Source organism: Nostoc sp. 'Peltigera membranacea cyanobiont' 232, assembly GCF_002245985.1.
GTDB lineage: Bacteria > Cyanobacteriota > Cyanobacteriia > Cyanobacteriales > Nostocaceae > Nostoc.
Genome location: NZ_NOLK01000021.1, coordinates 22,084 through 46,804, shown reverse-complemented (window position 1 = coordinate 46,804; position 24,721 = coordinate 22,084). Strand labels below are relative to the sequence as shown.

The 24,721-nt window shown below is 39.9% G+C and carries 28 protein-coding genes, 1 pseudogene and 1 CRISPR repeat array; of the genes and pseudogenes, 16 read left to right on the top strand and 13 right to left on the bottom strand.

The features are described from left to right. Nucleotides 1–69: 69 nt before the first annotated feature. Together cbiB and CDG79_RS09790 are read right to left on the bottom strand one after the other, a co-directional pair. Nucleotides 70–1,041, bottom strand: a complete 972-nt coding sequence (gene cbiB, locus CDG79_RS09795) for an adenosylcobinamide-phosphate synthase CbiB (protein WP_094341961.1) — start codon at nt 1,039–1,041, stop codon at nt 70–72. A 61-nt stretch (nt 1,042–1,102) separates the two neighbouring features. Then, on the bottom strand, nt 1,103–1,543 hold the full coding sequence (locus CDG79_RS09790; protein WP_094327503.1) for an Rrf2 family transcriptional regulator: 441 nt from the start codon (nt 1,541–1,543) through the stop codon (nt 1,103–1,105). Nucleotides 1,544–1,938: 395 nt separating this feature from the next. Here CDG79_RS09790 and CDG79_RS09785 point away from each other — a divergent pair, with 395 nt between their 5' ends. Then, nucleotides 1,939–2,352 (top strand): AbrB family transcriptional regulator, encoded by a 414-nt coding sequence (locus CDG79_RS09785; protein WP_094327502.1) that lies wholly within the window; start codon nt 1,939–1,941, stop codon nt 2,350–2,352. Between the two features lie 126 nt (nt 2,353–2,478). Here the strand turns inward: CDG79_RS09785 and CDG79_RS09780 are convergent, their stop codons facing one another. Continuing rightward, nucleotides 2,479–4,383, bottom strand: coding sequence for a chloride channel protein (locus CDG79_RS09780; protein WP_094341960.1), 1,905 nt, complete (start codon nt 4,381–4,383; stop codon nt 2,479–2,481). A 480-nt stretch (nt 4,384–4,863) separates the two neighbouring features. Between CDG79_RS09780 and CDG79_RS09775 the strand changes: the two genes are divergently transcribed. After that, a complete protein-coding gene (locus tag CDG79_RS09775; RefSeq protein ID WP_094327500.1) occupies nt 4,864–5,250 on the top strand; it encodes a hypothetical protein in 387 nt (128 codons plus the stop codon). A 126-nt stretch (nt 5,251–5,376) separates the two neighbouring features. Next, nucleotides 5,377–5,520: pseudogene (locus CDG79_RS43575) on the top strand (dehydrogenase); the annotation flags it as partial. Here the strand turns inward: CDG79_RS43575 and CDG79_RS09770 are convergent. The 5 genes from CDG79_RS09770 to CDG79_RS09750 all read right to left on the bottom strand — a co-directional run bounded on the left by CDG79_RS09770 (nt 5,517) and on the right by CDG79_RS09750 (nt 7,674). Continuing rightward, nucleotides 5,517–5,954: a hypothetical protein gene (locus CDG79_RS09770; RefSeq protein WP_223278082.1), complete on the bottom strand. Its 438-nt coding sequence runs from the start codon at nt 5,952–5,954 to the stop codon at nt 5,517–5,519. The pseudogene CDG79_RS43575 and the gene CDG79_RS09770 overlap by 4 nt on opposite strands. Continuing rightward, the gene (locus CDG79_RS09765; protein WP_223278081.1) at nt 5,935–6,387 is read right to left on the bottom strand and encodes a Panacea domain-containing protein; all 453 of its coding nucleotides are present in this window, start codon (nt 6,385–6,387) and stop codon (nt 5,935–5,937) included. Before CDG79_RS09765 ends, CDG79_RS09770 begins: the two co-directional genes overlap by 20 nt. A gap of 214 nt (nt 6,388–6,601) precedes the next feature. Next, nucleotides 6,602–6,973 (bottom strand): WD40 repeat domain-containing protein, encoded by a 372-nt coding sequence (locus tag CDG79_RS09760; RefSeq protein ID WP_094341958.1) that lies wholly within the window; start codon nt 6,971–6,973, stop codon nt 6,602–6,604. 209 nt (nt 6,974–7,182) lie between these two features. Further along, nucleotides 7,183–7,407 (bottom strand): type II toxin-antitoxin system RelE/ParE family toxin, encoded by a 225-nt coding sequence (locus CDG79_RS09755; protein ID WP_317616577.1) that lies wholly within the window; start codon nt 7,405–7,407, stop codon nt 7,183–7,185. A 6-nt stretch (nt 7,408–7,413) separates the two neighbouring features. Next, nucleotides 7,414–7,674, bottom strand: a complete 261-nt coding sequence (locus CDG79_RS09750) for a ribbon-helix-helix domain-containing protein (protein WP_094341957.1) — start codon at nt 7,672–7,674, stop codon at nt 7,414–7,416. A 158-nt stretch (nt 7,675–7,832) separates the two neighbouring features. Between CDG79_RS09750 and CDG79_RS09745 the strand changes: the two genes are divergently transcribed. Beyond that, nucleotides 7,833–8,444 carry a hypothetical protein gene (locus CDG79_RS09745; protein ID WP_094341982.1) on the top strand — a complete coding sequence of 204 codons (612 nt, stop codon included), beginning with the start codon at nt 7,833–7,835 and terminating at the stop codon, nt 8,442–8,444. Nucleotides 8,445–8,547: 103 nt separating this feature from the next. Here the strand turns inward: CDG79_RS09745 and CDG79_RS09740 are convergent, their stop codons facing one another. Next, a complete protein-coding gene (locus tag CDG79_RS09740) occupies nt 8,548–8,916 on the bottom strand; it encodes a Dethiobiotin synthetase (protein ID WP_094341956.1) in 369 nt (122 codons plus the stop codon). A gap of 213 nt (nt 8,917–9,129) precedes the next feature. Here CDG79_RS09740 and CDG79_RS09735 point away from each other — a divergent pair, with 213 nt between their 5' ends. From CDG79_RS09735 to cas5, 11 genes are all read left to right on the top strand, one after another. Continuing rightward, nucleotides 9,130–9,366: a hypothetical protein gene (locus tag CDG79_RS09735; RefSeq protein WP_094341955.1), complete on the top strand. Its 237-nt coding sequence runs from the start codon at nt 9,130–9,132 to the stop codon at nt 9,364–9,366. A 544-nt stretch (nt 9,367–9,910) separates the two neighbouring features. Beyond that, nucleotides 9,911–10,156, top strand: a complete 246-nt coding sequence (gene psaC, locus CDG79_RS09730) for a photosystem I iron-sulfur center protein PsaC (protein ID WP_015175986.1) — start codon at nt 9,911–9,913, stop codon at nt 10,154–10,156. Between the two features lie 393 nt (nt 10,157–10,549). After that, nucleotides 10,550–12,430: a glutamine--fructose-6-phosphate transaminase (isomerizing) gene (gene glmS / locus CDG79_RS09725; RefSeq protein ID WP_094341954.1), complete on the top strand. Its 1,881-nt coding sequence runs from the start codon at nt 10,550–10,552 to the stop codon at nt 12,428–12,430. Nucleotides 12,431–12,756: 326 nt separating this feature from the next. Next, a complete protein-coding gene (locus CDG79_RS09720; RefSeq protein ID WP_223278080.1) occupies nt 12,757–13,401 on the top strand; it encodes a TnsA endonuclease C-terminal domain-containing protein in 645 nt (214 codons plus the stop codon). Nucleotides 13,402–13,421: 20 nt separating this feature from the next. Beyond that, nucleotides 13,422–15,653, top strand: a complete 2,232-nt coding sequence (locus CDG79_RS09715; protein WP_094341952.1) for a DDE-type integrase/transposase/recombinase — start codon at nt 13,422–13,424, stop codon at nt 15,651–15,653. After that, complete coding sequence (locus tag CDG79_RS09710; protein ID WP_223278079.1) at nt 15,601–16,629, top strand: ATP-binding protein; 1,029 nt, start codon at nt 15,601–15,603, stop codon at nt 16,627–16,629. Before CDG79_RS09715 ends, CDG79_RS09710 begins: the two co-directional genes overlap by 53 nt. Beyond that, nucleotides 16,605–17,024, top strand: coding sequence for a type I-MYXAN CRISPR-associated protein Cas6/Cmx6 (cas6, locus tag CDG79_RS09705; RefSeq protein ID WP_262985787.1), 420 nt, complete (start codon nt 16,605–16,607; stop codon nt 17,022–17,024). The genes CDG79_RS09710 and cas6 overlap by 25 nt, the downstream gene beginning before the upstream one ends. A 58-nt stretch (nt 17,025–17,082) precedes the next feature. Beyond that, nucleotides 17,083–17,229, top strand: a complete 147-nt coding sequence (locus CDG79_RS42220) for a hypothetical protein (protein ID WP_189524940.1) — start codon at nt 17,083–17,085, stop codon at nt 17,227–17,229. After that, nucleotides 17,219–18,610, top strand: coding sequence for a type I-MYXAN CRISPR-associated Cas8a1/Cmx1 (gene cas8a1 / locus CDG79_RS09700; protein ID WP_223278083.1), 1,392 nt, complete (start codon nt 17,219–17,221; stop codon nt 18,608–18,610). The genes CDG79_RS42220 and cas8a1 overlap by 11 nt, the downstream gene beginning before the upstream one ends. A gap of 56 nt (nt 18,611–18,666) precedes the next feature. After that, entirely contained in the window at nt 18,667–19,641 is a 975-nt protein-coding gene (locus CDG79_RS09695) for a DevR family CRISPR-associated autoregulator (RefSeq protein WP_094341949.1), read from the top strand. 1 nt (nt 19,642) lies between these two features. Beyond that, nucleotides 19,643–20,269 (top strand): type I-MYXAN CRISPR-associated protein Cas5/Cmx5/DevS, encoded by a 627-nt coding sequence (cas5, locus tag CDG79_RS09690; RefSeq protein ID WP_094341948.1) that lies wholly within the window; start codon nt 19,643–19,645, stop codon nt 20,267–20,269. 272 nt (nt 20,270–20,541) lie between these two features. Next, nucleotides 20,542–20,938: direct repeats of the CRISPR family, unit length 36 nt; unit sequence GTTCTTTAACATTAGATGTCGTCAGACGTTGAGCAG. A gap of 153 nt (nt 20,939–21,091) precedes the next feature. Here cas5 and CDG79_RS42215 read toward each other — a convergent pair. After that, nucleotides 21,092–21,235, bottom strand: a complete 144-nt coding sequence (locus CDG79_RS42215) for a hypothetical protein (RefSeq protein ID WP_181154290.1) — start codon at nt 21,233–21,235, stop codon at nt 21,092–21,094. Nucleotides 21,236–21,240: 5 nt separating this feature from the next. Next, complete coding sequence (locus tag CDG79_RS09685; protein WP_094341947.1) at nt 21,241–21,471, bottom strand: hypothetical protein; 231 nt, start codon at nt 21,469–21,471, stop codon at nt 21,241–21,243. A gap of 278 nt (nt 21,472–21,749) precedes the next feature. Here CDG79_RS09685 and CDG79_RS09680 point away from each other — a divergent pair, with 278 nt between their 5' ends. Further along, nucleotides 21,750–23,651, top strand: coding sequence for a TnsD family Tn7-like transposition protein (locus tag CDG79_RS09680; protein WP_094341981.1), 1,902 nt, complete (start codon nt 21,750–21,752; stop codon nt 23,649–23,651). Between the two features lie 103 nt (nt 23,652–23,754). Here CDG79_RS09680 and CDG79_RS09675 read toward each other — a convergent pair whose 3' ends face one another. Next, nucleotides 23,755–24,057, bottom strand: coding sequence for a hypothetical protein (locus CDG79_RS09675; protein WP_094341946.1), 303 nt, complete (start codon nt 24,055–24,057; stop codon nt 23,755–23,757). 130 nt (nt 24,058–24,187) lie between these two features. Continuing rightward, nucleotides 24,188–24,481, bottom strand: coding sequence for a helix-turn-helix domain-containing protein (locus tag CDG79_RS09670; protein WP_094341945.1), 294 nt, complete (start codon nt 24,479–24,481; stop codon nt 24,188–24,190). Between the last annotated feature and the right edge of the window lie 240 nt (nt 24,482–24,721).

The window sequence follows — 24,721 nt, the reverse complement described above, 5'->3', positions numbered from 1 at the left end:
TGATAGGTGAGGAGTGATGAGTTAAGAGTTAGGAATTTTTATTCTTAACTCCTAACTTTACATTTATCATTACCTGTTTGGGAGTATTAAGAATATTGCGATCGCTATGCCTAACCATAGCAAAAAACAATATCGAGTCAACTGTAAAGCATTTTGAATAGAAGTTGCAGTAATGGGATAAATAGCATCTCCTAGCAGTGGTTTGTACTTAGCTACCCCACGGTACCAATTTGTACCACCCATCTGCACACCCAAAAAAGCCGCATAGACGCACTCACTCCAGCCAGAATTGGGACTAGGATCGTTAATTGCATCCCGACGACAAATTCGCCAAACATCTTTTGGTTTACCCGATAACAGCGCCAGAGTCACGACGGTTAACCGACAAGGTAGCCAAGTTAAACAATCTTCCAACCGCGCACAGAACCATCCCAAATAAGTATAAGGTGCTTCTCGGTAGCCCACCATTGAATCAAGGGTACTGCTGGCTTTGTATGCTAAAGCTAAGGGAGTTGGCCCCACAATTGGCACAAAGACACCAAAAATTGCATAAAAAAGCGGAGCCATCACTCCATCGGTGGCATTTTCTGCAACCGTTTCTAAAACGGCTCGTAAAATTTCTGCTTGTGAGAGATTTTGGGTATCTCGACCAACGTAATTACTTAAAATCTTCCGAGCCTTTTCTAAATCTCCTGCTGTTAAAGGTTGTAAAACAGCCACTGCTGCTGCTCGTAAACTTCTACCAGCAAAACAACTAGCCAAAAGAATGCTATCTATTGCAATTCCCAACAACGGATGAATCCATCTAGCACTTTGAATAATCAAAAAACCAATAAGACCGCTACCAATTATTAGGATAATACTTAGTACAATTCCAGCTAGGCGTTGTGCAAGAGAACTTTTACACAATTGGAAAGAAAATTTGGTCAGGCGAGAAATTACCCACCCCATAACTTGCACTGGATGAGGCCAATCCCAAGGATCGCCAATTAAGTAATCTAAAAATGCAGCAATTATTAAGATATAGATACTATTGGTCATAAGTCACGAGTCAAGGGTTGATAGTGAAGGGTCAATATTTAGTTAGACTGTTGACTCTTGACTAAACCACAAAACTAGCTTCTTCTCCAAGAGAAGCTTGCCAACTGCGAGCATCATAATAAAGGTCTGCCAGAGTAATACTGTACAAAGCTTCTTTGAGCTTTTGGTTGAGTCTCTGCCAAAGGCTAAATGTTACCCAATCTTCAGCTTGTGTAGGTGCTGGGGTGTGATGAGGCAAATGGCTAGTCTCGCCAACTGCTTCTAAAATTTGTCCTATAGATATTTGTGCAGGTTCTCTTGCCAATTGGTATCCGCCAATGCTACCACGAGTTGATTTAACTATTGATGCACGACGCATTTCTATTAGTAATTTTTCGAGATAAGGAGCTGGGATATCTTGACGTTTAGCGATCGCTCTCACAGATACAGGCCCATATTTTGGCTGTAAACTCAAATCTAGCAACGCCTTTACACTATAGTGTCCTCTGGTAGTTAGTTTCATTTTGGCAAGCTTTGTTGTTTATCCTTTATCATTTGTCCTTTGTAAATAACCAATAACCAACGACCAATAACTAAGGATCAGTTTTACTTATCATTCTGTAACTCAGTTATCATCCTCAGCAAATAAATAACCTTTTGAGCGTTAGTTTAGAAAACTTAAAACTTCTATAGTCTAGCAGTGATTTACAAACTATATATATAGTTATCAGCATTGCCAGCATTCTCTGAAATAGATTGTCTTGACAATATTGTTAATGGCATAACAATTGTGCATCTGAGTGTAATATACTTGGCTAGGTTGAGATAAAAACTAAAGGAGTATGTTCCTATTAGCTCAACCTCAGCTAAAATAAAATCGATTCCAACACTTCAAACATTCATTTTCGACCTAAGTTGATGCCTAAACTGAAAAAAATTGAACCCCTAGTCGGTGAAGAACTGCTCAAAAAAGTCAAAGAGCTAGAGAGCGAGAGCAAAGAAGACAAAGCCAAGAAGTGCGGCTACTATACCATTACCAAAAATGGTATAGAGCGCGTCAATATGATGAAGTTCTTAAATGCCTTAATTGATGCTGAAGGCATTCAGTTGGACAGTACACCCAGCGCTAATGGGCGCGGTGGACGTAGTGCTAGCTATAGAATTAGTGTGCAATCGAATAATAACTTACTTATAGGTTCAGCTTATACAAAACAGATGAACCTGAAACCAGGAGATGAGTTTATCATCACTTTAGGCAAAAAGCACATTCGTCTGAGACAGGTAGACCCAGAAGATCGGGAAGGTGATGAAACTATAGAAGCCACAGCTTAAATAAATGGTCATTAGTCAATTGTCATTTGTCCTTTGTGAAAACTAATGACCAATGACCAATGACCAATGACCAATGACCAATGACCAATGACCAATGACCAATGACCAATGACTAATAACTAATGACTAATAACTAATAACTATATCTGTGGTGGGTAAGACTGGTAAATAGTGACCAAGTGCCTTGCGTGTAACTGCTAAATTGCAGGTCAAGGCAATTTGCTCTTTTTCTAGTAAACCCAAAACGCGATCGGGTTTGTCTCGTGCTACTACTGGTAATTGATGCAAACCTCGAAGACTCATGCGGTCTAAAGCTTCAGATAATAGTTCATCCTGCCATGCATAGAGGATTTCAGTCGTACAAATGTCTATTAGGGTCTGACTGGATAAATTATCTGGAATTTCAGTTAGCGAATTTGGGTACGTTTGCCAAAAAGCAAGGGCACAGTTAATATCTTCCAGAGAAAGTATACCAACTAATTGCTCGGCTGCATCAATTACTAAAGCACTCCGGGTGCGATCGCGGATCATTTCCACAGCTGCATCTAACACACCAAGGGTTGCAGGTAACTTTTTTGGAGAAGGATGCATGGCATCTTCTACCAAAATTTGCTGCACAATTTCCTCTTTTTCATCTTTCAATTCCGAAAGACCAATCTGTTGTAGATTAGAGTTAGAGTTAAAAGTTGGTTTAATCCTTTCCACTAGCCAAACACTCAAACCCACAGCTGCCATCAACGGTAAAACAATGCGATAGTCGCGGGTTAATTCAAACAGCATTAAAATAGCCGTTAACGGCGCTCTGACACTAGCAGCTAACACTGCTGCCATTCCTACCATTGCATAAGCTGGGGGAGCTGCCATTTGATCGCAAATAGCGGGGAATATCACAGCCAAAATTTTGGCGTAAGCTGAACCAAAAGAAGCGCCTAAAAACATGGCTGGTGCAAACAAACCGCCGATGAAACCACTACCCGCACTAATTGCAGTCATCAGTAGCTTCAGCACCAACAGCACCACTAATAGGGAGAGTGAAAACTCTACATCTTGAAGCATCGCTTCTACAGTTTCATAACCCACGCCCAGAATTTGCGGGAAGTGCAAAGCAACTGCGCCAATTATCACACCGCCAATAATTGGATGAATCGGCTGAGGAATTCGTCCCAAAAAGGCAAAACCTGGAACCTTCCCAGCAAAGCAGGCTTTTGCTACCCGAATGGATTGAGTATAAGCCAGAGAAACTAGGCTGGCCCCTAAACCTAAGCCAAGGTAAAGGGGTAATTCCAAAGGACTACGGACTTGGTAAGCAGGTAAATCGAAAGCAGGTTGTGCCCCCAAACCAATTTGGGCAATTAATGCTGCTACCACCGCCGCTAGCAGCACCACACTCACAGCAGAAGTAGCGAAAGATGTTGCTCCCATCACCACCTCTAGGGCAAAAAATACTCCAGCGATCGGAGCATTAAATCCCGCCGCCAGTCCAGCCGCCGCGCCAGCACCCAACAATAAACGTTGTCGTTCTTGAGATACATTGAGGATCACAGAGAACAACATCCCAAAATTTGCGCCAATTTCTACACTCGGCCCCTCTGGGCCCAAAGAAGCACCACTCCCCAAAGAAACAGATGCGGCCAGCATTTTTGTAACTGGTCGTAGTGGTCGCTTAATCTCTGTTCCCTGAGAGGCGGCGATGAGAGATGAAAGTCCAGGGCCAAAATCTTGAGTGCGCCATCGCATCAAGCCAACGATTAACCCGCCAAGGGTGGGAACGCAGGCTAAAGTCCAAGCACCCCAGACACCGATTTGACCCATTAAATTTTCCAGCATTAGCTGGTGAATCAACTGGATTAAATAATGAAAGGTGACTACACCCATACCAGCACCACCGCCAATGAGCATGGCTAAAAACAGGACAACGGTTTCTGGCGATGGTTGAAAACGATTAATGAGTTGAGCTAAACGAGCGGAAGGTGTAGGAAAGGCAGGTTGTTCCGTTACCTTCCTCAGTTGAGTGGGAGGCAAGAGAGTCATTGAGAGGCGGGGTAAATGTAAGAAAAAATTTAAATTTTTATCTGTTACTTATCATTGTGAGCCATTATTTAGCAACCAGACAAGTAGACTTTATTTGCTTGATTTACAAAGTTTTAGCCAAAAATGTCATTGTGCAAAATTTTTGTGGGGAGAATGGTTAAATGCGAGACAATTGTTATTTGAGGGTCAGCGATGCCTTAGTTGGACATCGCTGCGGCTAGTGGGGAACACTATTCTTTCTAGAGACAACAAAGTTTTTGTGGGCTGGGTGAACGCACCCGCAAACATTAACTAGGAGTCATCCTTGCTTAAATCTAGCTATACTCGTGTTGCGACCATTGAGCCATCCTTGGTAGTAATACAATGTATGTATGATTTATGGCTGATGTCAGACCATACTTGAAAATCTGCTAAGTATCGATCGGAATTCAATATAGCTATTGTTATAGAGCGAGTAAATGGACTAGGCGGACGAGGTAAATGAATATACACACCTTTGATAATCATTATGTTACTTGCCCAATTTGCCAAAGAAATGCTACACCCAAACCAGTTAAAACGCGCATGGGCTTATTTTGTTGCCCCTATTGTCAGGAACGGCTAGTAGTTTGTCAAAGCGGTCATTATGTCCGCGATCCATTTACTTGGAGACAATTGATGATTGCTTCGTCGCTACGTCGTCAAAGCCGACCTTTAGCCAGGATTCTCAGAGATTTTGTCTTGCTCAAGCGCCCAATGGTAGCCTTAGCTGTGGGAAGTGCCATTTTCTTTAGTGCGATCGCTCTGACTCAAGAAAAGACAAGCTACGATCGCCAAATCTTTCCGACAACAGAGAAAGTTAATCAACCAGAAAACAAATCTCAGTAGATGGATTAATTTGGTATAAATCAAACCTTACTTTGATTTTTGTAATATTATAACTAAATACTTTTATGAAACCGTGTCTTATTACCCCAAATAGGACACGGTTTTACATCATGTTCGCTTAAAGACTTGCGCTCGGCGCTTGCACTGATAGCGAGTCGCAAAATCCCTTTTGAGTTATTTATTAGTGAACAGCGATCGCTAAAGGATTTAGAACAAATGTTTTGTGAGATGAAGGCGCGTAAAGTAATTAAAGTGGCGATGATTCCTTAATTTTTTGCGGAATACAGCAGATGATCTGGGTCTAGCCAAACAATGTAGAAAATCTCGTCAATAAAAAATCCATGAACCCTACCATGTTCATTTGAGGAGATGGAAAACTGATATGGTATGTCAACTAATTGTTCTTCATTTGGCAAACCAAATCTCTTCTCGCTGGTATCTTCCCATTTGATGGGATGACATCTGAGCGTACTACTACGATTCACTAATAACTCTTGAGCGGTTAAGCTAGATAGAGCTTTTAACCGATCGAGCAAGGTCAGCCAGTAGATTACTTCTTTTTCGCTACAAGAAAACTTGCTGTTACTGTCCTGATAATATTTAAACGAAAAGCTGATGCCTTGAGGTGGCTTCAGCTTTGTTAGTTTAATACCTGATGTGCCATCTTTGGCAACCTTAGTCTTCTTAATCCTTTTCTTCGGCACGAGATCCGTAGTACTCCTTCATCCACTGTTTCTGAATAACTTCGTTGGAAGGTTCATCAGATGGTAGATTTTCTCTAGCCAAATTCCAGGGTGTCTCGGCATGAGTCATCTGCTCTAGTTCATAAGCATCGCAGGCAAAGTACTCTTGTGCAACCTCATCTAGAAACTCTTGAACCTCTTGGGGTAATTCTGGGTTAGCATCTTCTAAAATTGGTTGCCATCCAAAAAGCTTATACTTCTGGTACAACACAGGTATTACAGGCCCATGTATCCAGGCTTGAAAATCCTCTGGGAATAGAGGAGTGTCATTGAGTGCAAGATGCCAAGCCTGAGCATAGTAAACAAGCTTTTGCAGCTTGAGATTACTGACAAAAGAGCCTGTTTCATTTGCTAACCAGATAAAGTAATCTGCTACGTTAAAACATGACAACACTACAACCACCCCCTTCAGTCTGCTAAATAATAGCTAGCCTTCATTCGCTCTCATACATGAGTTTACAGAGTTATCACAGCAAGAGCTAGGAAGAATTTCTCTGTTTCTTATAGTTTAATTGTACTACTTTAAGCTTTTACTTACTGAATCATAAAACTATAGCAGAATTTAGAAGCGGAGTCGGAGAGGCTCCACCTCCGGTCAGGAGTAAAATTTACTCTATATTTAACAACCTATCCACGCTGCCAAATCTTGATACTTCATCATAGTGGCCAAAAAGCGTTTTAATTTTTCTGCCACTTGTCACTTCCCATAGATTGATACTTCTATCAAAAGAAGCAGTGGCAAGAATATCACCTTTATTGTGGAATGCGACTTGGCGAACAGGGCCTCTATGACCTGTGAGTGTCTGGATCTCACGCATTGCTTGCAAATCCCACAGCTTAACTGTCTTATCGTCACTGCCACTAGCTAACAAACGCCCATTAGAGCTAAAAGCAACAGAGTTCACACCAGACTGCAATCCTTGATGTCCCGTGAAAGTTTGAACGCATCTCCACTGTGCTGCTGTAAGCCATGACACCATAAATATACTCCTATATTTTCTTTCTGGAATTAACGGAGCAAACTTTTCTCGTTCAACCAATCATTGCGAGTAAGCAAGCTCATTCATAGTGTTCCCAGTCAGAATAGGATATTTAGCAACTAGTTACAAATCACATCTGTTCTGAATTTGCAAACAGAGATTTTAAGTTACGTCTGCCACTGACAACTCTGACAATTTCAATTCCGTCACTAGTAATTGTAAAAAATAATATCCCCATCCAGTGGAAGCCCTCTTAGACCGGGACGCAAATCATCGTATTGTCGTCCCATATTGGGAAAGCTAACGAGTTGTTGACATTTTTGATTAAACACATATAAAAGTTGCTCGCCAGCCTCAACATTTTCTACCGCGAAATAATCTGCGATCGCTTGTAAATCACCAGAAGCAGGGAGTGACATAATGTACCGATTCATTCCTACCTAAGCCCCTTTTGCTTGCTTCAACTGTGTTAAAAGCTGATTCACAAAAGTTTCACCATCAATTCCTTCTCCCCTTTCAAGTGATGCTATCCCTTCATCAATCTTGGTGCGAGTTTCTTTAAGCAATGCTTGATCAGAAAGAGTCTCTTCTGCTAAAAGTCGTAATGCAGTTTGAATTACTTTATCAACGCTGTTAAATCTACCTGTTGCTAGTAAAACTTGAATTATTTGTTCTTGTTCTGGGCTGAACGTAATGCTCATAACGATTCCATTTTTGGCTTTTTCTATGATAGAGCGTTGATAAGTAAGATCCCTGATGTCTTAAGTTGGGTTGACGCTTGAAATAATCTTGCTGAAAAACGGGAAGACTATGGTTACTCCCTAATTGGGAAATTCCCATGAAAGTCGTGAATAGAAAAATGCTCAAGAAATCTCTGCTTAACTTTTTAATTTTGCCTATTTCTCTAATTCCCTGGCTGTCTATGGGAATTCTGGGAAATTCCCAAGCGGATGCTTTACCAGGGCAAAGTACAGAGGAAGTAGGCACTTGGATAAAAGCACATCCGACACTCCAGCCGAGGAGTGGGGAGAAATTATTTGTGCAAAAGACTGATACTGCTGCTCAACGATTCACTTTTCAAGCGTCGGTATTGCCCCCTGGTAGAGTGGAATTTTCTAAAGACCGTGGCACAATTCGCAGTGAGCGCATTTCCATGTATGATGCCATTAACGGCATGTCATTTGCGCGTCTCCAAGAATCCTTGCGGGTGATTTATGGCTTGGAGATTTATCAAGACTACGATCGCGCCCAGGTAGTTTACCAGTATCCCAACCAGAAGGTAGTTAACTCGGCTCGTCTAGCCAAAACTCCGATTCGGGAAGCTTTAAAGGGAGAATTACGAGTAGGCGATCGCTATGTATATTGGGTGGAAATTGCCCAACCCAAGACTGGCAAAGCTTTTACCGGTCAAATGACGGTTTTGCTCAAAACTGACCTAGACAAGTTAGAAAATGAACTGCAAGTTCGTTAATGGATACTAGGCATTGGACATTAGGTATTAATTATTCTCCCTCACTCTCTCATCTTCCTTTGCCCCTTATCCCTTCTCATTCAAAAATTACTGAAATGGTGTTCTATAGTTTCCCTAAGCTTATAGGAGCTAGGGTTTGCCATATACCTGAAAAGATACTTTCAGATGCTAAGGAAATTCGGAGCAAATCTTCCTTTAGTAGTGGCGGCCAATCTATGCCAGCTTTACGCCCTGCGGCAAATAGCTGTTGTGCCTTAATGCTTAACTGATAAAGGGCCAAAGCCAGTTCTCGGTCTAGGGTATTGGCATCTTTAAGGGCTTCAAACACCACTTTCAATGCCAACAAAATTGAGGTGATCTGACCGGGTACCGGCGGTTTACCCTGTTTCATACGCGTTAACAGCGCATCTGGGTTTTCCTCGGTTGTAATTGTCTGACCTATGAGGAGTTTCCGAGCTGTTTCGTAATTCATGTAGTCAGTTTAGCGTACATTTTGCTTCAGCAGTAATACTTAATTAAAAAGTCATAAAATTGGCTTCTAGTTATTTATAGCAATCTCATTTGATTTGTGAAAAGATATGCTTGGGGAAAATAATGGGGAATTTGCGATGCTCTAGGTTAACCAGATAGACTGACTTATAATAATATCTTTGAAAAATACATCCCGCTTGGAATCAGAAGCAAAATGATATCACTGAATTTACTAGAAATTGAACGCTCCGTCCGTGCCTTGTCTGTGGAAGAACAACTTTGGCTGCTAGAAAGTATTGCTAGACAAATCCGAGAAGATGAGTATACAAAAGAACAATTGGCTGATACCAAAAATCCTGAAGAACAACTGCAAGTGATGGTTGATGAGCCAAATATTTCAACAGAAACTGCTGTGGGAAATGATGAGTTTGCAATTTCTGAAATTCTCTGATATGTAAAAGTAAAAATGATGAGTTTGACAGATTTAAAAAGTTAAATATACAGCTTTTATAGATTCTCTCGTTTCTCTCGTTCCCAGTCTCCGACTGGGAATGCCTGATGAGGGGACTGCCGCTTCTTGACTTGCAGCAGAGGTATCAATGTCAAAGCATTAATTGATTTATTGTCAAACTTTTGATTTTAACAAACTCCATAAATACGTATTTTCTTACAACTAAAATTTAGGATTGCTATAGTTGCCAATCAATAAATACCACAGATATTTTCTGCATTTAGTCTTGGAGATTTATTTTTGTTTCATTTGTCTTTACGATTAAACCCCATTATGGTAAAGGGTCGGTAAAATCCGCTCGTCTGATGTTGCTAATAAATAGGGCAATAGGGGCAATCTCGGAAAAACAACTTACCAAGGGTACTCATTACATTGTTTGAAGTTATGTAGCCTTTTGATTACAGCCTACCAACCACTGCGGTAAACTATGCGTTGATTATGATTCTTTCGCAGAGAAGAACACTCGAAAGGAGCGGTTTTTTCAATGTCTCATTCTGTCAAAATCTACGATACCTGCATTGGCTGCACCCAATGCGTCCGCGCTTGCCCTACTGATGTACTTGAGATGGTTCCTTGGGATGGCTGTAAAGCTGCTCAAATTGCCTCTTCACCCCGTACAGAAGACTGCGTGGGCTGTAAGCGCTGCGAAACCGCTTGTCCCACTGACTTTTTGAGCATCCGGGTTTACCTGGGCGCTGAAACAACTCGCAGTATGGGTCTGGCTTACTAAGAAGTTGGTGCCGAGTGCTGAGTGCTGAGACAAAAAGAAGTAAATCAAAAAAACTAATTTCTTGATTCTTCACTCAGAACTCGGAACTCGGAACTTAAGAGTTTGAAGTGTGTCAATAGCAAGCACCTTTAGCATCGTAGAGTGGATACTACCCACTTTGCGAAATCTTAATTTTAGATTGGGGATAAAAATCTCTGGGTATCCAAATCGTAAAAGCCGTATTTGTAGCGTCAGCTTTTAACCTGACGGGTAATCCACTGTAAAAATCCAAAATCGATAACAATACCTAGTGGTTGGGGAGTAATATTACTCCCTTTTTTTATTTGCAAAAAGTCAAGTTTGTGCTGAACACTATACTGGATTTAATCATCCTGAAAAAAAGCGGTGTGAACAATGTGCGGAATCGTTGGATATATAGGCACTCAAGCGGCGACAGACATTTTACTGGCTGGGCTGGAAAAACTAGAGTACAGGGGCTACGATTCTGCTGGAATCGCCACTGTTTGGGAAGGTGAGGTTAATTGTGTGCGGGCAAAGGGTAAACTGCATAACTTGCGTTCTAAACTGGAACAAATAGAAACCCCTGCCCAGATTGGTATTGGTCACACTCGCTGGGCAACTCATGGTAAACCAGAAGAATACAACGCCCATCCCCATTTGGATACGGCAAAGCGAGTGGCGGTGGTGCAAAATGGCATTATCGAAAATTACCGCGACTTACGCGAAGAACTTAAAGGAAAAGGACACCAGTTTGTTTCTGAAACTGATACTGAAGTAATTCCCCATCTCATAGCCGAATTTTTAAAGCATATTCCCCCCTCATCTACCTCATCGCCCTTCTTAGAAGCAATTCGCCAAGCTGTTAACCACTTACATGGGGCATTTGCGATCGCAGTTATTTCTGCTGACTACCCCGATGAATTGATTGTTGTCCGTCAACAAGCGCCCTTGGTAATTGGTTTTGGGCAAGGGGAATTCTTTTGTGCATCTGACACGCCTGCGATCGTTGCTTACACCCGTGCGGTGCTACCTCTGGAAAATGGCGAAATTGCCCGCCTTACACCTTTGGGCGTTGAGATTTACAATTTTGCTGGCGACAGGTTGAAAAAACAACCCCGCCTGCTCAACTTCAACCCTGCAATGGTAGAAAAGCAGGGATTCAAACACTTCATGCTCAAAGAAATCCACGAGCAACCAGGAGTAGTAAGAGCTAGTTTAGACGCTTACTTTAATCCACACGAATCTACCGAATCGCCAATCAATCTTGGTTTACCTGCGGATTTCTACACTGATTTAGAACAAATTCAGATCGTCGCCTGCGGTACTAGTTGGCACGCAGCATTAATCGGCAAATATTTAATCGAACAATTAGCAGAAATTTCAACTCAAGTACATTACGCTTCTGAGTATCGCTATGCACCATCACCCGTGACGGCTAACACATTAATTATCGGTGTTACCCAATCAGGCGAAACTGCCGATACCCTAGCAGCTTTAACGATGGAAAAAGAACGTCGCCAAGGGAAAGAATCTAAATATCAAGCGCGACTACTGGGTATTACTAATCGACCTGAAAGTAGCCTCGGTCATCTAGTGCCGCATGTCATCAGTACCCTAGCAGGAATTGAAATTGGGGTAGCGGCGACAAAAACTTTTACTGCTCAACTGATGGCATTTTATGCTTTGGCATTAGATTTAGCGGCTCGTCGTCAGACAGTTTCAAAAGATATTTTAGATAAAATTATTAATGGGTTGCGGCAGATTCCTAAAGAAATTGAGGCAACTTTGGAAAATCAAGAACGTTTAACAGAACAATTAGCCCATGAATTCGCCGAAACCAAAGATTTCATTTTTATAGGAAGAGGAATTAACTTCCCCATTGCTTTGGAAGGGGCGTTGAAATTAAAAGAAATTAGCTATATTCACGCCGAAGGGTATCCGGCTGGAGAGATGAAACACGGCCCGATCGCACTTTTAGATGCGAAAGTACCAGTAGTTGCGATCGCAATCCCTGGTAGTGTGTACGAAAAAGTTATTTCTAATGCCCAAGAAGCCAAAGCCAGAGATTCTCGGTTAATTGGCGTGACTCCAGTTAAAGATGGTGAAGCGGCGGAAATCTTTAACGATCTTCTTCCCATCTCTCATGTGGAAGAGTTGCTTTCTCCAATCCTTACAGTAGTTCCTTTGCAATTATTGGCTTATCACATTGCCGCCCGTCGCGGTTTGGATGTCGATCAGCCTCGTAACCTTGCTAAAAGTGTAACCGTTGAATAGTATAAAGTTATACTTAGAGCTTTTTGTGGAGGAATAATTCGGCTGAACAATTAATAATTCGGTCAAACAATAAATAATTCGGTTGAACAATAACCCTTTGTAGAGTACGCTTGTATTAAGCAGATATGCGATCGCTCTCAGGGGTTATTTTTATGGTTAGAGGCAGAGGAGAATGGACGCAAGCCAAATTTGAGCGCTATAGAAAAGAAGGTCGTGGGCGGGGGAGTGGTAAAGACTATAAGCCCTGGATTACAATCCAAGATTTTCCCTCGAAAGGTCGGTCGTCTAGGACTCCTGGCTGGAAAAGCAACCGAGTACATCATTTCTTGTCAGACCAAGAAAAACGATTATTTTATTTATTTGAGTGGTCAGATGTCGTCACAGATACAAGAGAGCAATTCCCTTTAGACGACCTTGACCTAGCGATGAGTATTGCTACGGAGATGGGTATAAAGTATCCTGTAGACCTACAAAGTGGTACTCCTTATGTCTTAACAACTGATTTCATGCTTACAGTAAATCAGAATGGAAAGCAGGTTCAGATTGCCCGAACAGTTAAGCAATCAACAGAGCTAGAGAAAAAGCGAGTAATTGAAAAATTGGAATTAGAGAGGCGGTACTACTTAGCAAAAAGCATAGACTGGGGAATTGTTACAGAAAATGAAATTCCAAGGCTATTAGCGGAAAATGTTGAGTGGATTCATTCTGCCTATAAATTAGAAGCAAATTCTGAGATGGATATTGCTCAATTACATGAGCTAGCTACTATTTTAAAATCCAGGCTTCAGGAACACGATACAGCAATAAATAGAGTAACTACCGCTCTAGATAAAGAAATGAATATCAAGTCTGGTACATCACTTTATATTTTTAAGCATTTAATTGCCGCAAAAAAAATCATTATAGATATGTTAGAGACAAAAATATCTGCTTGTCCTTCCAGCAAAGTTATCGAAAAAATTATATTTTGAAAAATTACTTGGTAAGTAAGATGCATGAAAATTTATTTATCAATGACCTTATTGAGTGGGAATCAGATGGAAATACTCAACTGATTGAAAGAATTATTTGGATCGACGAAGGTTATATTATTGCCTTTGTTCTTGATGTTAATTCTAAAAAAGGTTTGCCAGAACCGAAGAAAGTATCTGAAATTTTAGAAGCTATGTCTGAAGGTCTTGCATTTAAGCATAAACAAGACCCTTGGGCAAGAATAATTCGTGAGGAAAATTTAACAGATAGAGATAAAGAGTATAGAGATAAAGCTTGGAAAATAATTTCATCTTTAGTTGTCCAGGAACCTTCAATATATTATAGGAATATTCGAGGTTCTCTGGTAAGGCAAGTTATTAAAAGCTATAACGAAGGAAGAGAAAAAGATAAATTAGTAGAAAGAACTGTTTATGGATACATGAGACGATTTTGGCAAAGGGGAAAAACAAAAAATGCTTTGATCCCTGATTTTATCAATTCATCAGGCAAGGGTAAAATTAGAGGAGATTCAAATAAAAAGAGAGGAAGACCTAAAAAATATTCATACGACCCAGAAATTGGTGAAGGGGTCAATGTCACGGAAGAGGATAGGAGAATTTTTAGAATAGCTATTAGCAGATTTTACGATAATCCAAAGGAAAACTATTTCACAACTGCCTACGAGTTGATGGTAAAGGAGTTTTATAAAGAAGGAATCAGATATGACGAGAATGGTGTTAGAAAATCTATTCTAACTCCGACTGAGAAAATACCTACAATTACCCAATTCAAATATTGGTATCAAATTGAGCAATATGATGTAACAAAAACTTTGACATCTCGAATAGGAGCGAAGAAATTTGCTCTAGAAAATAGAGCTATTTTGGGAACCTCTAAAATGGAAACTATTGGCCCCGGTTCTCGATATCAAATTGATGCTACAGTCGGAGATGTATATTTAGTTTCTAAATACAATCGTAACTGGATAATTGGTAGACCAGTTATATACGTAATTATTGATGTTTTTAGTCGAATGATAACGGGTTTTTATGTCGGTTTAGAGGGGCCGTCTTGGATAGGAGCAATGATGGCTTTAACTAATGTAGCCGCAGATAAAGTCATGCTTTGTCAGGAATATAACATTGATATTGCGGAAGAACAATGGTCTTGTAATCAAATGCCAGATGCAATTTTAGGAGACAGGGGAGAATTGGCAGGAATGGCTGTAGAGCCATTAATCCCTAATCTTTATGTTCGTATCGAAAATGCAGCTTCCTATCGAGCAGATTGGAAGGGTTTAGTCGAAAGGCACTTTCGTACTATTCATGAGTATGTAAAGCCTTTCTTACCTGGTTATGTGGATACAGATTTTAGACAAAGAGGTGCAAGAGATTATCGACTGGATAGTAAACTCGATATAGACCAATTTGCTGAAATTATTATTCGTTTAATTATTTTCCACAATAATAAACCTCTTAATGAATATGAGAGGGATGAAGCGATGATTGCTGATGATGTACCTCCTATACCTAGAGAGTTATGGAAGTGGGGTATCGCTAATCGCTCTGGTAGACTTAGAAGCTTTCCTGAAGATATTGTCAAGTTAAATCTAATGCCAACTGAAAAAGCCACCATCACTGCTAAAGGCATTAAACTCAGGGGCAAGGATATGTACTATAGCTGTGATCAAGCACAAAAGGAACAATGGTTTGAAAAAGCTAGAAGCAATATGCTTTCTAAATCAGAAAAATCGTTAATAGTTTCCTATGATATTAGGAACCCTAATTTTATTTACCTCCCATTAGAGGATGGTAGAAATTTTGAAAAGTGTTATCTTATTGACCTAGAAGGTAGATACATTAACAAAAACTTTTATGATATTGAGTATATGCTTGCTTACGAAGAATTGCAACAGCAGAAAACTCAAGGAAAAACACTACAAGAAAAAGTTGATTTAATAGCAGATATAGAACATATAGTTAGTAAAGCAGAAAACATGACTGAGGCGGCTCAGGATGAACCATTAAGTAAGAGCAAAAAAGTTGCTGGTATTAGAGAACACAAGGCTTTTGAAAAGGCTAAACGACGTGAAAATGAGGGATTTGAGCTAGCAAAAACAGAAATTCCAACTAGCACGGAAGCTGTAGAGACGAACAATGAAAGCTTAAAATCACCCAAATCGTTGCAACCTAATCATCTTGATATTCTTAAGCAGAAACGACTGGAGCGTAAACGTGGACGGAAAGAATGAGCGTGAATGGGTTGAAATTCCAAATGGTGATTGGGCTGCTATTGCTAAATATAGTGACCATAAGTTAGCTGAATATAATATCAATCCCTTAGTTCAGGCATTACCTCCTATCCTTTCAAGAGATGAGTTTGTTGAAAGAGTGACAGAAGTGCCTGATTATGATTCTGTAGAGACGGAGCTAGAGCCACAGTATAGATTTCATTGCATTGAACGATTATCGAGATATTTTGATCCACAGAATAAGACAATCGAGCTACAGAAGGTAATTGCTGTGTTAATTATGCAAGGCTATATAGCTCGAAATATTTTGAAGCCAGAATATACACGTAGGTCAAGGCAAATCTATGATGCTATAAAAGATGGCGGCGGTAAAACATTGGAAAATTATGTTTATGTTCCTACCTCTGCATCAGGGCTGACACTGATTGGCCCATCAGGAATGGGCAAGTCAACTAATCTGCTGAATATTCTGTCTTTATACCCGCAGGTCATTCTTCATCCAGAATATACTACTTTCCAAATTGTTTGGCTGAAAGTTGATTGTCCCCGCTCTTTGAAAGGTTTGTGTACTGATATTTTTCTTGCTGTTGACAGGCTTCTTGGAACTAGCTACTTCAAGAAATTTGGTTCTAGAGGTAATTCAGAAGACTATATGTTAGCTCAAGTTGCCCAAATTGCTCATACCCATCACTTAGGAGTTTTGGTTATAGATGAAATGCAAAATTTAGTGAACGCAAGAAGGAATAGAGATGATTTATTAAATTTTTTAGTCAAAATGGATAACACTATCGGAGTTCCAGTAATTCGAGTGGGAACAAACGAGGCTTTTCCAATTTTACAAGGTAATTTTCGGAATGCTAGAAGAGGAACAGGGCAAGGAAGTGTAATTTGGGAAAGAATGCTTCAAGATGATGACTGGGATTTTTTCCTCACGGGAATATGGGAGTATCAGTGGACAAAAACTCCTTCAGTCTAATCTATCCGTTAGCAGGGAAGTCCCTGAAAATTGGTAAGCATACAATTCGCTTGGGGATTCCTGAAATTTATTTGCTTGAGCCAGCTGAGAGATTGCGATCGCGTATAGTGATTATCCAGGGTTATCAAAAACCAGAATCATTTTTAGCAGCAGCACAGCGTCAGTTAGAACAACTGGGTATCCAGGGAAAAGCCTTTATTACCAAAAATACTGATGGTAGCCCAAAACGTAGAAGTATCAAAATCAAGCGCTTTACGGTTGTGGGTTTTGGGTTAGAAATCATTAATCTCAGCAATGAAGATTCGCTAACATTACTGAGATATGGCATTGGGGGAAAACGTAAGATGGGCTGTGGCGTTTTTGTGCCTGTGAAGAGAAAGGGAAACGCAAGTTAAAGCTGGTTTTGACTACTACCCAATATAAGTTTGAGAGTATTTCCCAGAAATAAATAAGATGTCCGTAGTAGCTAGTGTTGTCAACCCCAAAATTCAGTTAAATTTGGGCGATCCAAGCATAACTTGGATACATCGTGCTGGCATAGCAGGACTCTGGATGACGCTCAAGCAACTAGAAAAACTATACCCAATACCTGCCTGGTAATTTAACTTGGTTCCTGACTCCTCGCAGTATCAGCCTGGAATGGCAAGGGCAGGATTTCGTAGTTTTAGACTGGCTGCTAAAGCAATCTTTTCAGATTAATGAAGAAGGTTTAATTTCGCTGACAGGCTTAAATACGCATTCAATCAATATTGAAACCCAAATTAATATTCACTTGGGAATAACAGGAACGTTTCTCCAACATAACCAAGTTTTTAAATTTGACGGCGGTAAATCCTGGTCATTAATAGTTGATGGTATAGAAATCGATGTCGAGTATAAGAAAGCAGTTTCCTATGCTCATCAACATTTTGCTAAACAACTCTGTGATAAACAAGGTCAATTATTTGGACAATCAATTGGTGTAGCAGGGTGGCTATATCCAGGATCTGTAGTTCGTCATGTCGCTTTTACAAAAGAAACTAGGTTTGAAGAGAAACCACAATTGGCTTTTGCTCTTTTATATGCTCTTGTTGCTTGCCACTATTTTGTTTTGCGATCGCATACTAAACTGGAAGATACACAATATGCCCTAGTTATACCTGAAGTTGTTGACTTAGAAATTTATGCCCAGGAATACTGGAATTTGGGAAACTTAGATTACAAGGATTTCCATGTATCTAGCTTAGGAGATGCTGCATTAAGATTCCTTACTTGTGAAACAATTATAGAACTGGCTACACCCGATCAAGTAAAACGATGCCAGGTCATGTTATTTGGAACGGTAATTTGGTCAAAGCAGCAAAGAACTCGCATAGAAATAGCAGTGGTAGAAGCGACTGAAATAATAGATTTTATCTATAAGCTTAGTCGTCTTTGTTTTCCAGAGCGCAAAATTATTAAATATAAAAATAAAAATCTTATCATTAGCGATGTGTTTACGGGAGCAATTGCCGATAACTTAGTAAAGGGTTTTCCTTGGTGGGCTAATTTATATAAAATATTTAAAAATAAAAGTTTATTGAAACTCATTACTAATGATGGAGTTTATAAGATGATTCAAAACTCTGAATGGAATCTAGAAAGTCAAAAACTCTTTATTAAAGCTTGTCATGAGGCATTGAAAAAAATATACGCTAAAATTTATGGGCGAACAAAGGAAGGTCAATATGCTCAAATTGAGCGAGAAAATATACGTATTTTATCCCAACTAGGACGTTGTACAAATGCTGAAAATTTTCGGAAATTTATTGCGGAGTTTTGGGGAAGAGCAGGTCAACTTTACATTCTAGAAAAACACTGGGAAGAATTACTGCCATTAACTTCTGGGATAATGGATTGGAAAGTTGCCAGAGATTTAACTTTTATTGCTCTTGCTAGTTATCCAAAAAGCAATATGGTTGAGAAACAAATATTGGAAATCTCTGATTCTAATAGTGAATAGTTACACATTTTTTTGCTTAATCAAACACAAAAAATGAATTCAATAGGCAATTTAAAATGTTTCATTTATTCGGTAATATTTTGACTAGCTATGGAACCGCAGCTAATAATCGTGGGGAAAATGAAGGTAATATAACTCCCTTACAAAAATTAATTTGGAAAGGTGAAGTTCATACTACCATTTCATCTGAGGCGATTCGTTGGGCATTAAGGTACTACTGGCAAAATGTTGGCTATCCGGTGAATCGACGTTGGAATGAGAATGCTCAACCAGTAGCGGATCATGTTTGGCAAGACCCCAACTTTGATGATATACGCTTCATTGATGATGATGTTTTGGGATTTATGCAGACAGAAGCAGCAAAAGTGGAAGCGTCAGATGAGTCTGAAGGCGAATCCGAAGGAGCATCTCAAAATGAAAACAAAAAAAGTTCTAAAGGTAAGGATAAGCAAACTTCCCCACGTAAGGGCAAGCAAAAGCCTAAAGGGAAAATAACAGCTAGAAGAGGTGTATTAGAAGTTACTCGTGCAGTATCAATGATACCTTTTATGGGAGACATTACCTTTAATGCTGTCAGTGGAGTCAAAAGACAAAATTCTCTTTATGCCACAGAGATTCATGCTACTCGTTATCAATATGGTTTTGCATTGACACCTGATAGCCTCAAAGATAAATCTCGCATCCATGCTGTTCTAGATAGTTTGATTTCGATTGGTGAAGTGGCGGGAAATCATGCTCGCTTTTTGTATGATTTCTCCCCTGAAAGTATTGTACTGCGGTGGACACATGATTTTTCCCCTCGTTTTCTATATTGCTTTGAGCAAGACGAACTGGGAAATTTGTCAGTATCCAACTTAGTGCGACAGGTAGAGGTGGGAGATATTGATCCCAAAGAATTATGGATTGGAGGCTTAATTTCTCAGGGTTTAGAAGATTTGGGAGCAAATGTGTTTCCTGGAGTGAAGTCGGCAGTCAAAGCATTAAAACAGGTCATTGCTGAAGATTTGCAGTTGTCACCAGGGAGCGATTAACATGACGACAGTTGCTTTGAAAGTTGAAGTACCTATTGCTTGTTTTCGCCAATCTCGTGCTAGAGAATACGCTGAAACCTATCCAGTGCCACCACCTTCTACAGTGTACGGGATGTTGCTTTCTCTGATTGGTGAGACAGATCGTTATAAACATTGTGGAACTCAATTAGCGATCGCGCTCTTGTCTAAACCAGAAAAATCTATTGTAATTCGGACTTTTCGCAGGTTTAAAACGAAAGATATCCACGACCCTAAGAATGCTAAACCTGATTACCAAGAGTTGCTAACGAACATTGAGTTTGTAGTTTGGGTAAAAACAGACAAAGCAAAGCCTACTTTAGCAGAACTTTTGCAGCAGGCATTTGCGAACCCAGCTTCTATTAATCGATTTGGTGGACTGTGTTTAGGTGAAAGTCGGGATCTAGTCAATACTGTTACCCTTTTACCTGAGAAGTATCATAGTGAGTCTTTGTGGTGGTTAGTTACAGATGAAGATGGTTCGCTAACCTTACCCTATTGGGTTGACCATGTTGGGTCTAAGAGAACACGCTGGCAGTGTTATGAGCTTCAAGAGTCCCAAGTATGGCAACCACCTGATTTATCGTGGACTACGATTCAAACTAGTTGAAAAATGAGGGTATTTAGATTTTTACAAGGATATCTACTTGTTGAGCCGACATAAAGAGATAAAAAGTCGGTATTCTTTACTGAATCAGCAATTCAGCGTTTTCATTATGATTAAGGATGCTTGCAATTCCTCAGAAAGTTCCAACAATAAGCCTTCTGGGTGTTGTTAAGCTAGCCTAGCCCATTAAATTTTGCAAATTTAGTGCCTCCTAATGATAGGTGCTTGTAAGATTATGTAGAAGACCTGATGGATTAATATGTTTAGCCATCGCTGTTCTTTAACATTAGATGTCGTCAGACGTTGAGCAGAGGAAAAGAGAAAGAACCAAAATAAGCTTCCCTTATAGTTCTTTAACATTAGATGTCGTCAGACGTTGAGCAGCAATTACACTGGGAAATAGAGCTTGATTAAGTTCTTGTTCTTTAACATTAGATGTCGTCAGACGTTGAGCAGTCTTTGTCAGACTTGTCAAACATAAACGCGAAGTGCGTTCTTTAACATTAGATGTCGTCAGACGTTGAGCAGAAGGGTTTTTGGAAGCGTCTTGGGCGAGAGATCCGTGGTTCTTTAACATTAGATGTCGTCAGACGTTGAGCAGAAATCGACTCCAGCGTAAGAGCGCTCCCTACGTAAGTTCTTTAATATTAGATGTCGTCAGACGTTAAGCAAGATTTTCCTGCTCGTTGCCATAGCTTAAGTAAGTGGGCATAATAAAACCACACTGTGTAAAGAAAAGTAAAGAAGGCTCAAACTCTTTTTCCCCCTGCTCCCTGCCCCCTGCTCCCTGCCTTATCCCAACGATAATTATTTACGCCTACCTACTTATACTTCAAAAACAATTTTTGTGCGGATTTGTTCCCATTGCTCAATCTGCTTTTGTAGTTGCAATTTACGATCGCCCTCAACTGCACCAAGACCAGTAAACAAACCCTGATCGTTCAACTGATCGCTGTAAATAGCAATCAATTCAGTCAGTGCTTTTTTATAGCTTCCATCTCCTCCTCAGTGAAGGAATTTACATCTAGGCAAATCAGTCGTCTGCCAATTCTCTCCACAAGCTCCGACCTGCTGATATCAAAATTGGAGGCGATCGCATCTAATCCTTCAATACCAGTGGGAGTAAGGGCTAGGTTAACCCTTTTCTTCACCTCGTCGTACATCTCTGGTACGTCTTTTTGTCCTTTCTGCCCTTTCTTTCCCATTAGTACCCAGCTATTACACACCTCCTAAATCATAGTCAACAGGAAGGACTACGGGTAGATTCTATAAATTGCTCAAAGATATTTAGTTATTGCGTAATACCTGAGTTATTGATAATATAGGCGTTGTGTAATACCTAAAATATTTATGATAGAGGGCAAAAATCCTCATAATTTTGTTTGCTGTGGAGAGAAAGGTGTGGAAGGCGATCGCTACAAACTTGAAACACTTTGGAATTTACAAAAATATTCTTTTCAGGTTTCAACATGAGAAAGAATCTATGCTTGGCTTTTTTCCAGCCCCTTATCCAGATGAAATTTTATACAGTATTTTGGCTCGTTACCACATTAGGAGTGGTAACACTAGTCCAAAAATAACTCTAAGGGAGCTATTTAATTCTCAAGATGTAATAGCTACTGTTGACTTACCTTCTAACCTTAATTCGTTGATTGAGAATCTACAATTTATCTCGAATTATCAAGTAGAAGATTTGATATATAAATATACCCTCTATCCTTTCTACAGTGTTTTTCTGCCACCGAAAAGAGCTAGTCAGGTGATGGAGTCTATGAAAGCAGATTTCGGAGGAGATATTCATACCAGAACCGGAATTATGGCGAGTTCGTTAAAGATGCAGAGGTATCTGCGATTTTGCCCAAAATGTTTGGAAGAAGATTTGCAAAACTATGGGGAGTCCTACTGGCATAGACTACATCAAACACCAGGGGTTCTGGTTTGCCCAGTTCATGGTGTGACTTTGCAAGATAGCACAATTCCCATACAAGGTTTTAACAGGCATGAATACCATGCTGCAAGCCAAGAAAACTGTCCTGTTGTACCGATACAACAGGCTTACAGTCAAGAGACTTTAAAGAAATTGCGACTGCTGGCTCAAGATATTTCATGGTTGATAACTAGTAATCTTTTCTCTAGAGAACTAGAGTGGTTTCAAAGAAAATATATAGCTTTATTAACTGAAAAAGATTTTGCAACGGCAACCGGGCGAGTAAACCAGAAGAGACTACTAGATAATTTCTTGTTCTTTTATGGTGCTGAAGTGCTTGAGGCTGTTAACTCAATGGTGAATTACGAAAATGAGCAAAACTGGCTATTCAGCATTGTTAGGAAGCATAGAAAGTCATTTCATCCCATCAGACATCTACTCATAATTAGATTTCTGACGAATTCTATCGAGGAATTTTTCAACACGGATTACCAGTACAAACCTTTTGGTGAAGGGCCTTGGCTGTGTCTAAATGCTGCGGTAGACCATTATCTTAAGCCAGTAATAACTAATCTTGTTGTCACTCACTGTTTGGATAATAAAAAGCCGTTAGGTACTTTTTCTTGTTCCTGTGGGATGGTTTATTGCAGGACTGGCCCTGATGAAACTGATGAAGATAAGCAGCGAATTGGTAAAGTCAAAACATACGGTCAATTCTGGGAGCAAAAGCTAAAAGAACTGGTGGAAATCCAAAAATTAGGTCTACGAGAGACAGCAAAACAACTCAAGGTCGATTCCAGAACAGTAAAACGTTATACTGCCATACTTAAGCTAAAAACTTTTTGGAAATCTTCAGAGGAAAATCAGCTAGTAGACTCACAGGAAGTTTTAGACTCAAATCTAAATTTAGCCAGTGATGACAAAATCAAATACAGGGAAGTTTGGAACGCTTTACAACAGCAGTACCCAGAAGCCTCAAAAACTACTTTGAGGGGATTAGGTAAGGGAACCTATATTTGGCTATACAGAAACGACAAAGAGTGGCTCAACAAAAATTCGCCTTCTTTAAAAGTGCCTCTCCCTTGCGTCGGTAAAGTTGACTGGACAGAAAGGGACAAGCAAGTTCTCGAAAAGGTAAAAACTGCTGTACGAACACTTCTGAGTGCAGAAAAACCCGCAAGAATCACTATTTGTAGGATAGGGAAAAGTATTAGCTTACTGGCACTACTCGAAAAACATTTGGCAGAAATGCCACTGACTAAGGTTTATTTAGAATCAGTCACAGAAACTGTAGAGGATTTTCAGATTCGGCGTATTAAGTGGGCAATTAAGCGGCTTGATGATTGCGGAGAAGAAATTCAGCCTTGGAAGGTGATTAGACTGGCTGCGCTACGAGAAAATTGCTCTGAGAGAGTACAAGCAGCTCTAGAAAGTGAGCTTTATAAGCAACCGAATTAAGTTAATAACACTTTCTAGATCATAGTTCTGTTGATCAAAAGCTTCAAACAAAAAAGAGACGTGTTAAATCCACGTCTCTAAGTGATGAGAAAAATATTGAGTTCTAAGCTACATCCGCGACCAGTAAGCCGTTGACAGCAATAATCAAAAGCAGCGCTGAATCAGAAGTGTCACAGCAATGTCTTTTATCGCTATTACAGGGTTGCGCTATCCATTTGCCTTCAAGATTCTGGTAAAAAGTTCCCAGAAGTTGGGAACCGTTCCAAACTCGATACAGTTCTCCCAAATCATCTGGCACTGAGTCAATTTCAATTTCTGGCGCTACTGCGTCAGCTAACTGGTCAACATATTCCTCAAACTCTGCTTGAGCCGAGGCTTGGTTGTCAAATTCATCTTGTACAATCATCTGAGTAACCTCATTGATGGGGTTTAACAAAAGGCGATCGCAATCTTTGGACGGAGGGCGATCGCCTTTTTGCTTTCATCAATATATTAGTTACTTTAGTAGCTAAAAATCAATAAGTGTATCTAAAACTTTAATTTGTCACTTCAACCGTGCTTAAAAACTCGCTTACCGATATTTGTAATGCAGTACAAATAGATTCTAATACTTTTAAAGAAACGCTTTCAGACTCACCATATTCTAATTTTTTCAAGTTTTGATGGGAGCATTCGCCACCTCTAGCAGCAATTTCATCAGCTAATTTCTGACGTGATTTTTTACCGCGCAATCGCTTTAAAACTCCACCTCTATCTTGGTTCCAAACTACAGATACAACATCTGCAACATAAATATATGTTTTTGTTTCTTTTTCACCCTTATTGCCCATATAATAGCTACAGCAGTAAACAAGTAATAAAATTTTGAGCTACTATAGTTTACAAATTATTAGGATTTAGGCATCTCAAGTGAGCAAAGTTGCACCCAACCTTTAGGATAAGAGCGCTATTATCCAAGACGATACACAATGCAGGTTTTGCCAACACAATGCGTCATAGCCAATATTATGAGTAATTGTATAATCCTTAAAGAGGTAGCAAACAAGTATATATTAGGCTGATTGTTAATT

Coding starts and splice junctions, on each gene's coding strand:
- CDG79_RS09780 (WP_094341960.1), bottom strand. CDS start 4,383: ATGACTCTCTTGCCTCCCACTCAACTGAGGAAGGTAACGGAACAACCT.
- psaC (WP_015175986.1), top strand. CDS start 9,911: ATGTCTCATTCTGTCAAAATCTACGATACCTGCATTGGCTGCACCCAA.
- CDG79_RS09670 (WP_094341945.1), bottom strand. CDS start 24,481: ATGGGCAATAAGGGTGAAAAAGAAACAAAAACATATATTTATGTTGCA.
- CDG79_RS09695 (WP_094341949.1), top strand. CDS start 18,667: ATGTTTCATTTATTCGGTAATATTTTGACTAGCTATGGAACCGCAGCT.
- CDG79_RS09745 (WP_094341982.1), top strand. CDS start 7,833: ATGCTCAAGAAATCTCTGCTTAACTTTTTAATTTTGCCTATTTCTCTA.
- CDG79_RS09790 (WP_094327503.1), bottom strand. CDS start 1,543: ATGAAACTAACTACCAGAGGACACTATAGTGTAAAGGCGTTGCTAGAT.
- CDG79_RS09775 (WP_094327500.1), top strand. CDS start 4,864: ATGAATATACACACCTTTGATAATCATTATGTTACTTGCCCAATTTGC.
- CDG79_RS09750 (WP_094341957.1), bottom strand. CDS start 7,674: ATGAGCATTACGTTCAGCCCAGAACAAGAACAAATAATTCAAGTTTTA.
- CDG79_RS09740 (WP_094341956.1), bottom strand. CDS start 8,916: ATGAATTACGAAACAGCTCGGAAACTCCTCATAGGTCAGACAATTACA.
- CDG79_RS42220 (WP_189524940.1), top strand. CDS start 17,083: ATGTCCGTAGTAGCTAGTGTTGTCAACCCCAAAATTCAGTTAAATTTG.
- cas5 (WP_094341948.1), top strand. CDS start 19,643: ATGACGACAGTTGCTTTGAAAGTTGAAGTACCTATTGCTTGTTTTCGC.
- CDG79_RS09685 (WP_094341947.1), bottom strand. CDS start 21,471: ATGGGAAAGAAAGGGCAGAAAGGACAAAAAGACGTACCAGAGATGTAC.
- CDG79_RS09680 (WP_094341981.1), top strand. CDS start 21,750: ATGCTTGGCTTTTTTCCAGCCCCTTATCCAGATGAAATTTTATACAGT.
- CDG79_RS09760 (WP_094341958.1), bottom strand. CDS start 6,973: ATGGTGTCATGGCTTACAGCAGCACAGTGGAGATGCGTTCAAACTTTC.
- CDG79_RS09755 (WP_317616577.1), bottom strand. CDS start 7,407: ATGAATCGGTACATTATGTCACTCCCTGCTTCTGGTGATTTACAAGCG.
- cbiB (WP_094341961.1), bottom strand. CDS start 1,041: ATGACCAATAGTATCTATATCTTAATAATTGCTGCATTTTTAGATTAC.
- CDG79_RS09715 (WP_094341952.1), top strand. CDS start 13,422: ATGCATGAAAATTTATTTATCAATGACCTTATTGAGTGGGAATCAGAT.
- CDG79_RS09735 (WP_094341955.1), top strand. CDS start 9,130: ATGATATCACTGAATTTACTAGAAATTGAACGCTCCGTCCGTGCCTTG.
- glmS (WP_094341954.1), top strand. CDS start 10,550: ATGTGCGGAATCGTTGGATATATAGGCACTCAAGCGGCGACAGACATT.
- CDG79_RS09785 (WP_094327502.1), top strand. CDS start 1,939: ATGCCTAAACTGAAAAAAATTGAACCCCTAGTCGGTGAAGAACTGCTC.
- CDG79_RS09675 (WP_094341946.1), bottom strand. CDS start 24,057: ATGATTGTACAAGATGAATTTGACAACCAAGCCTCGGCTCAAGCAGAG.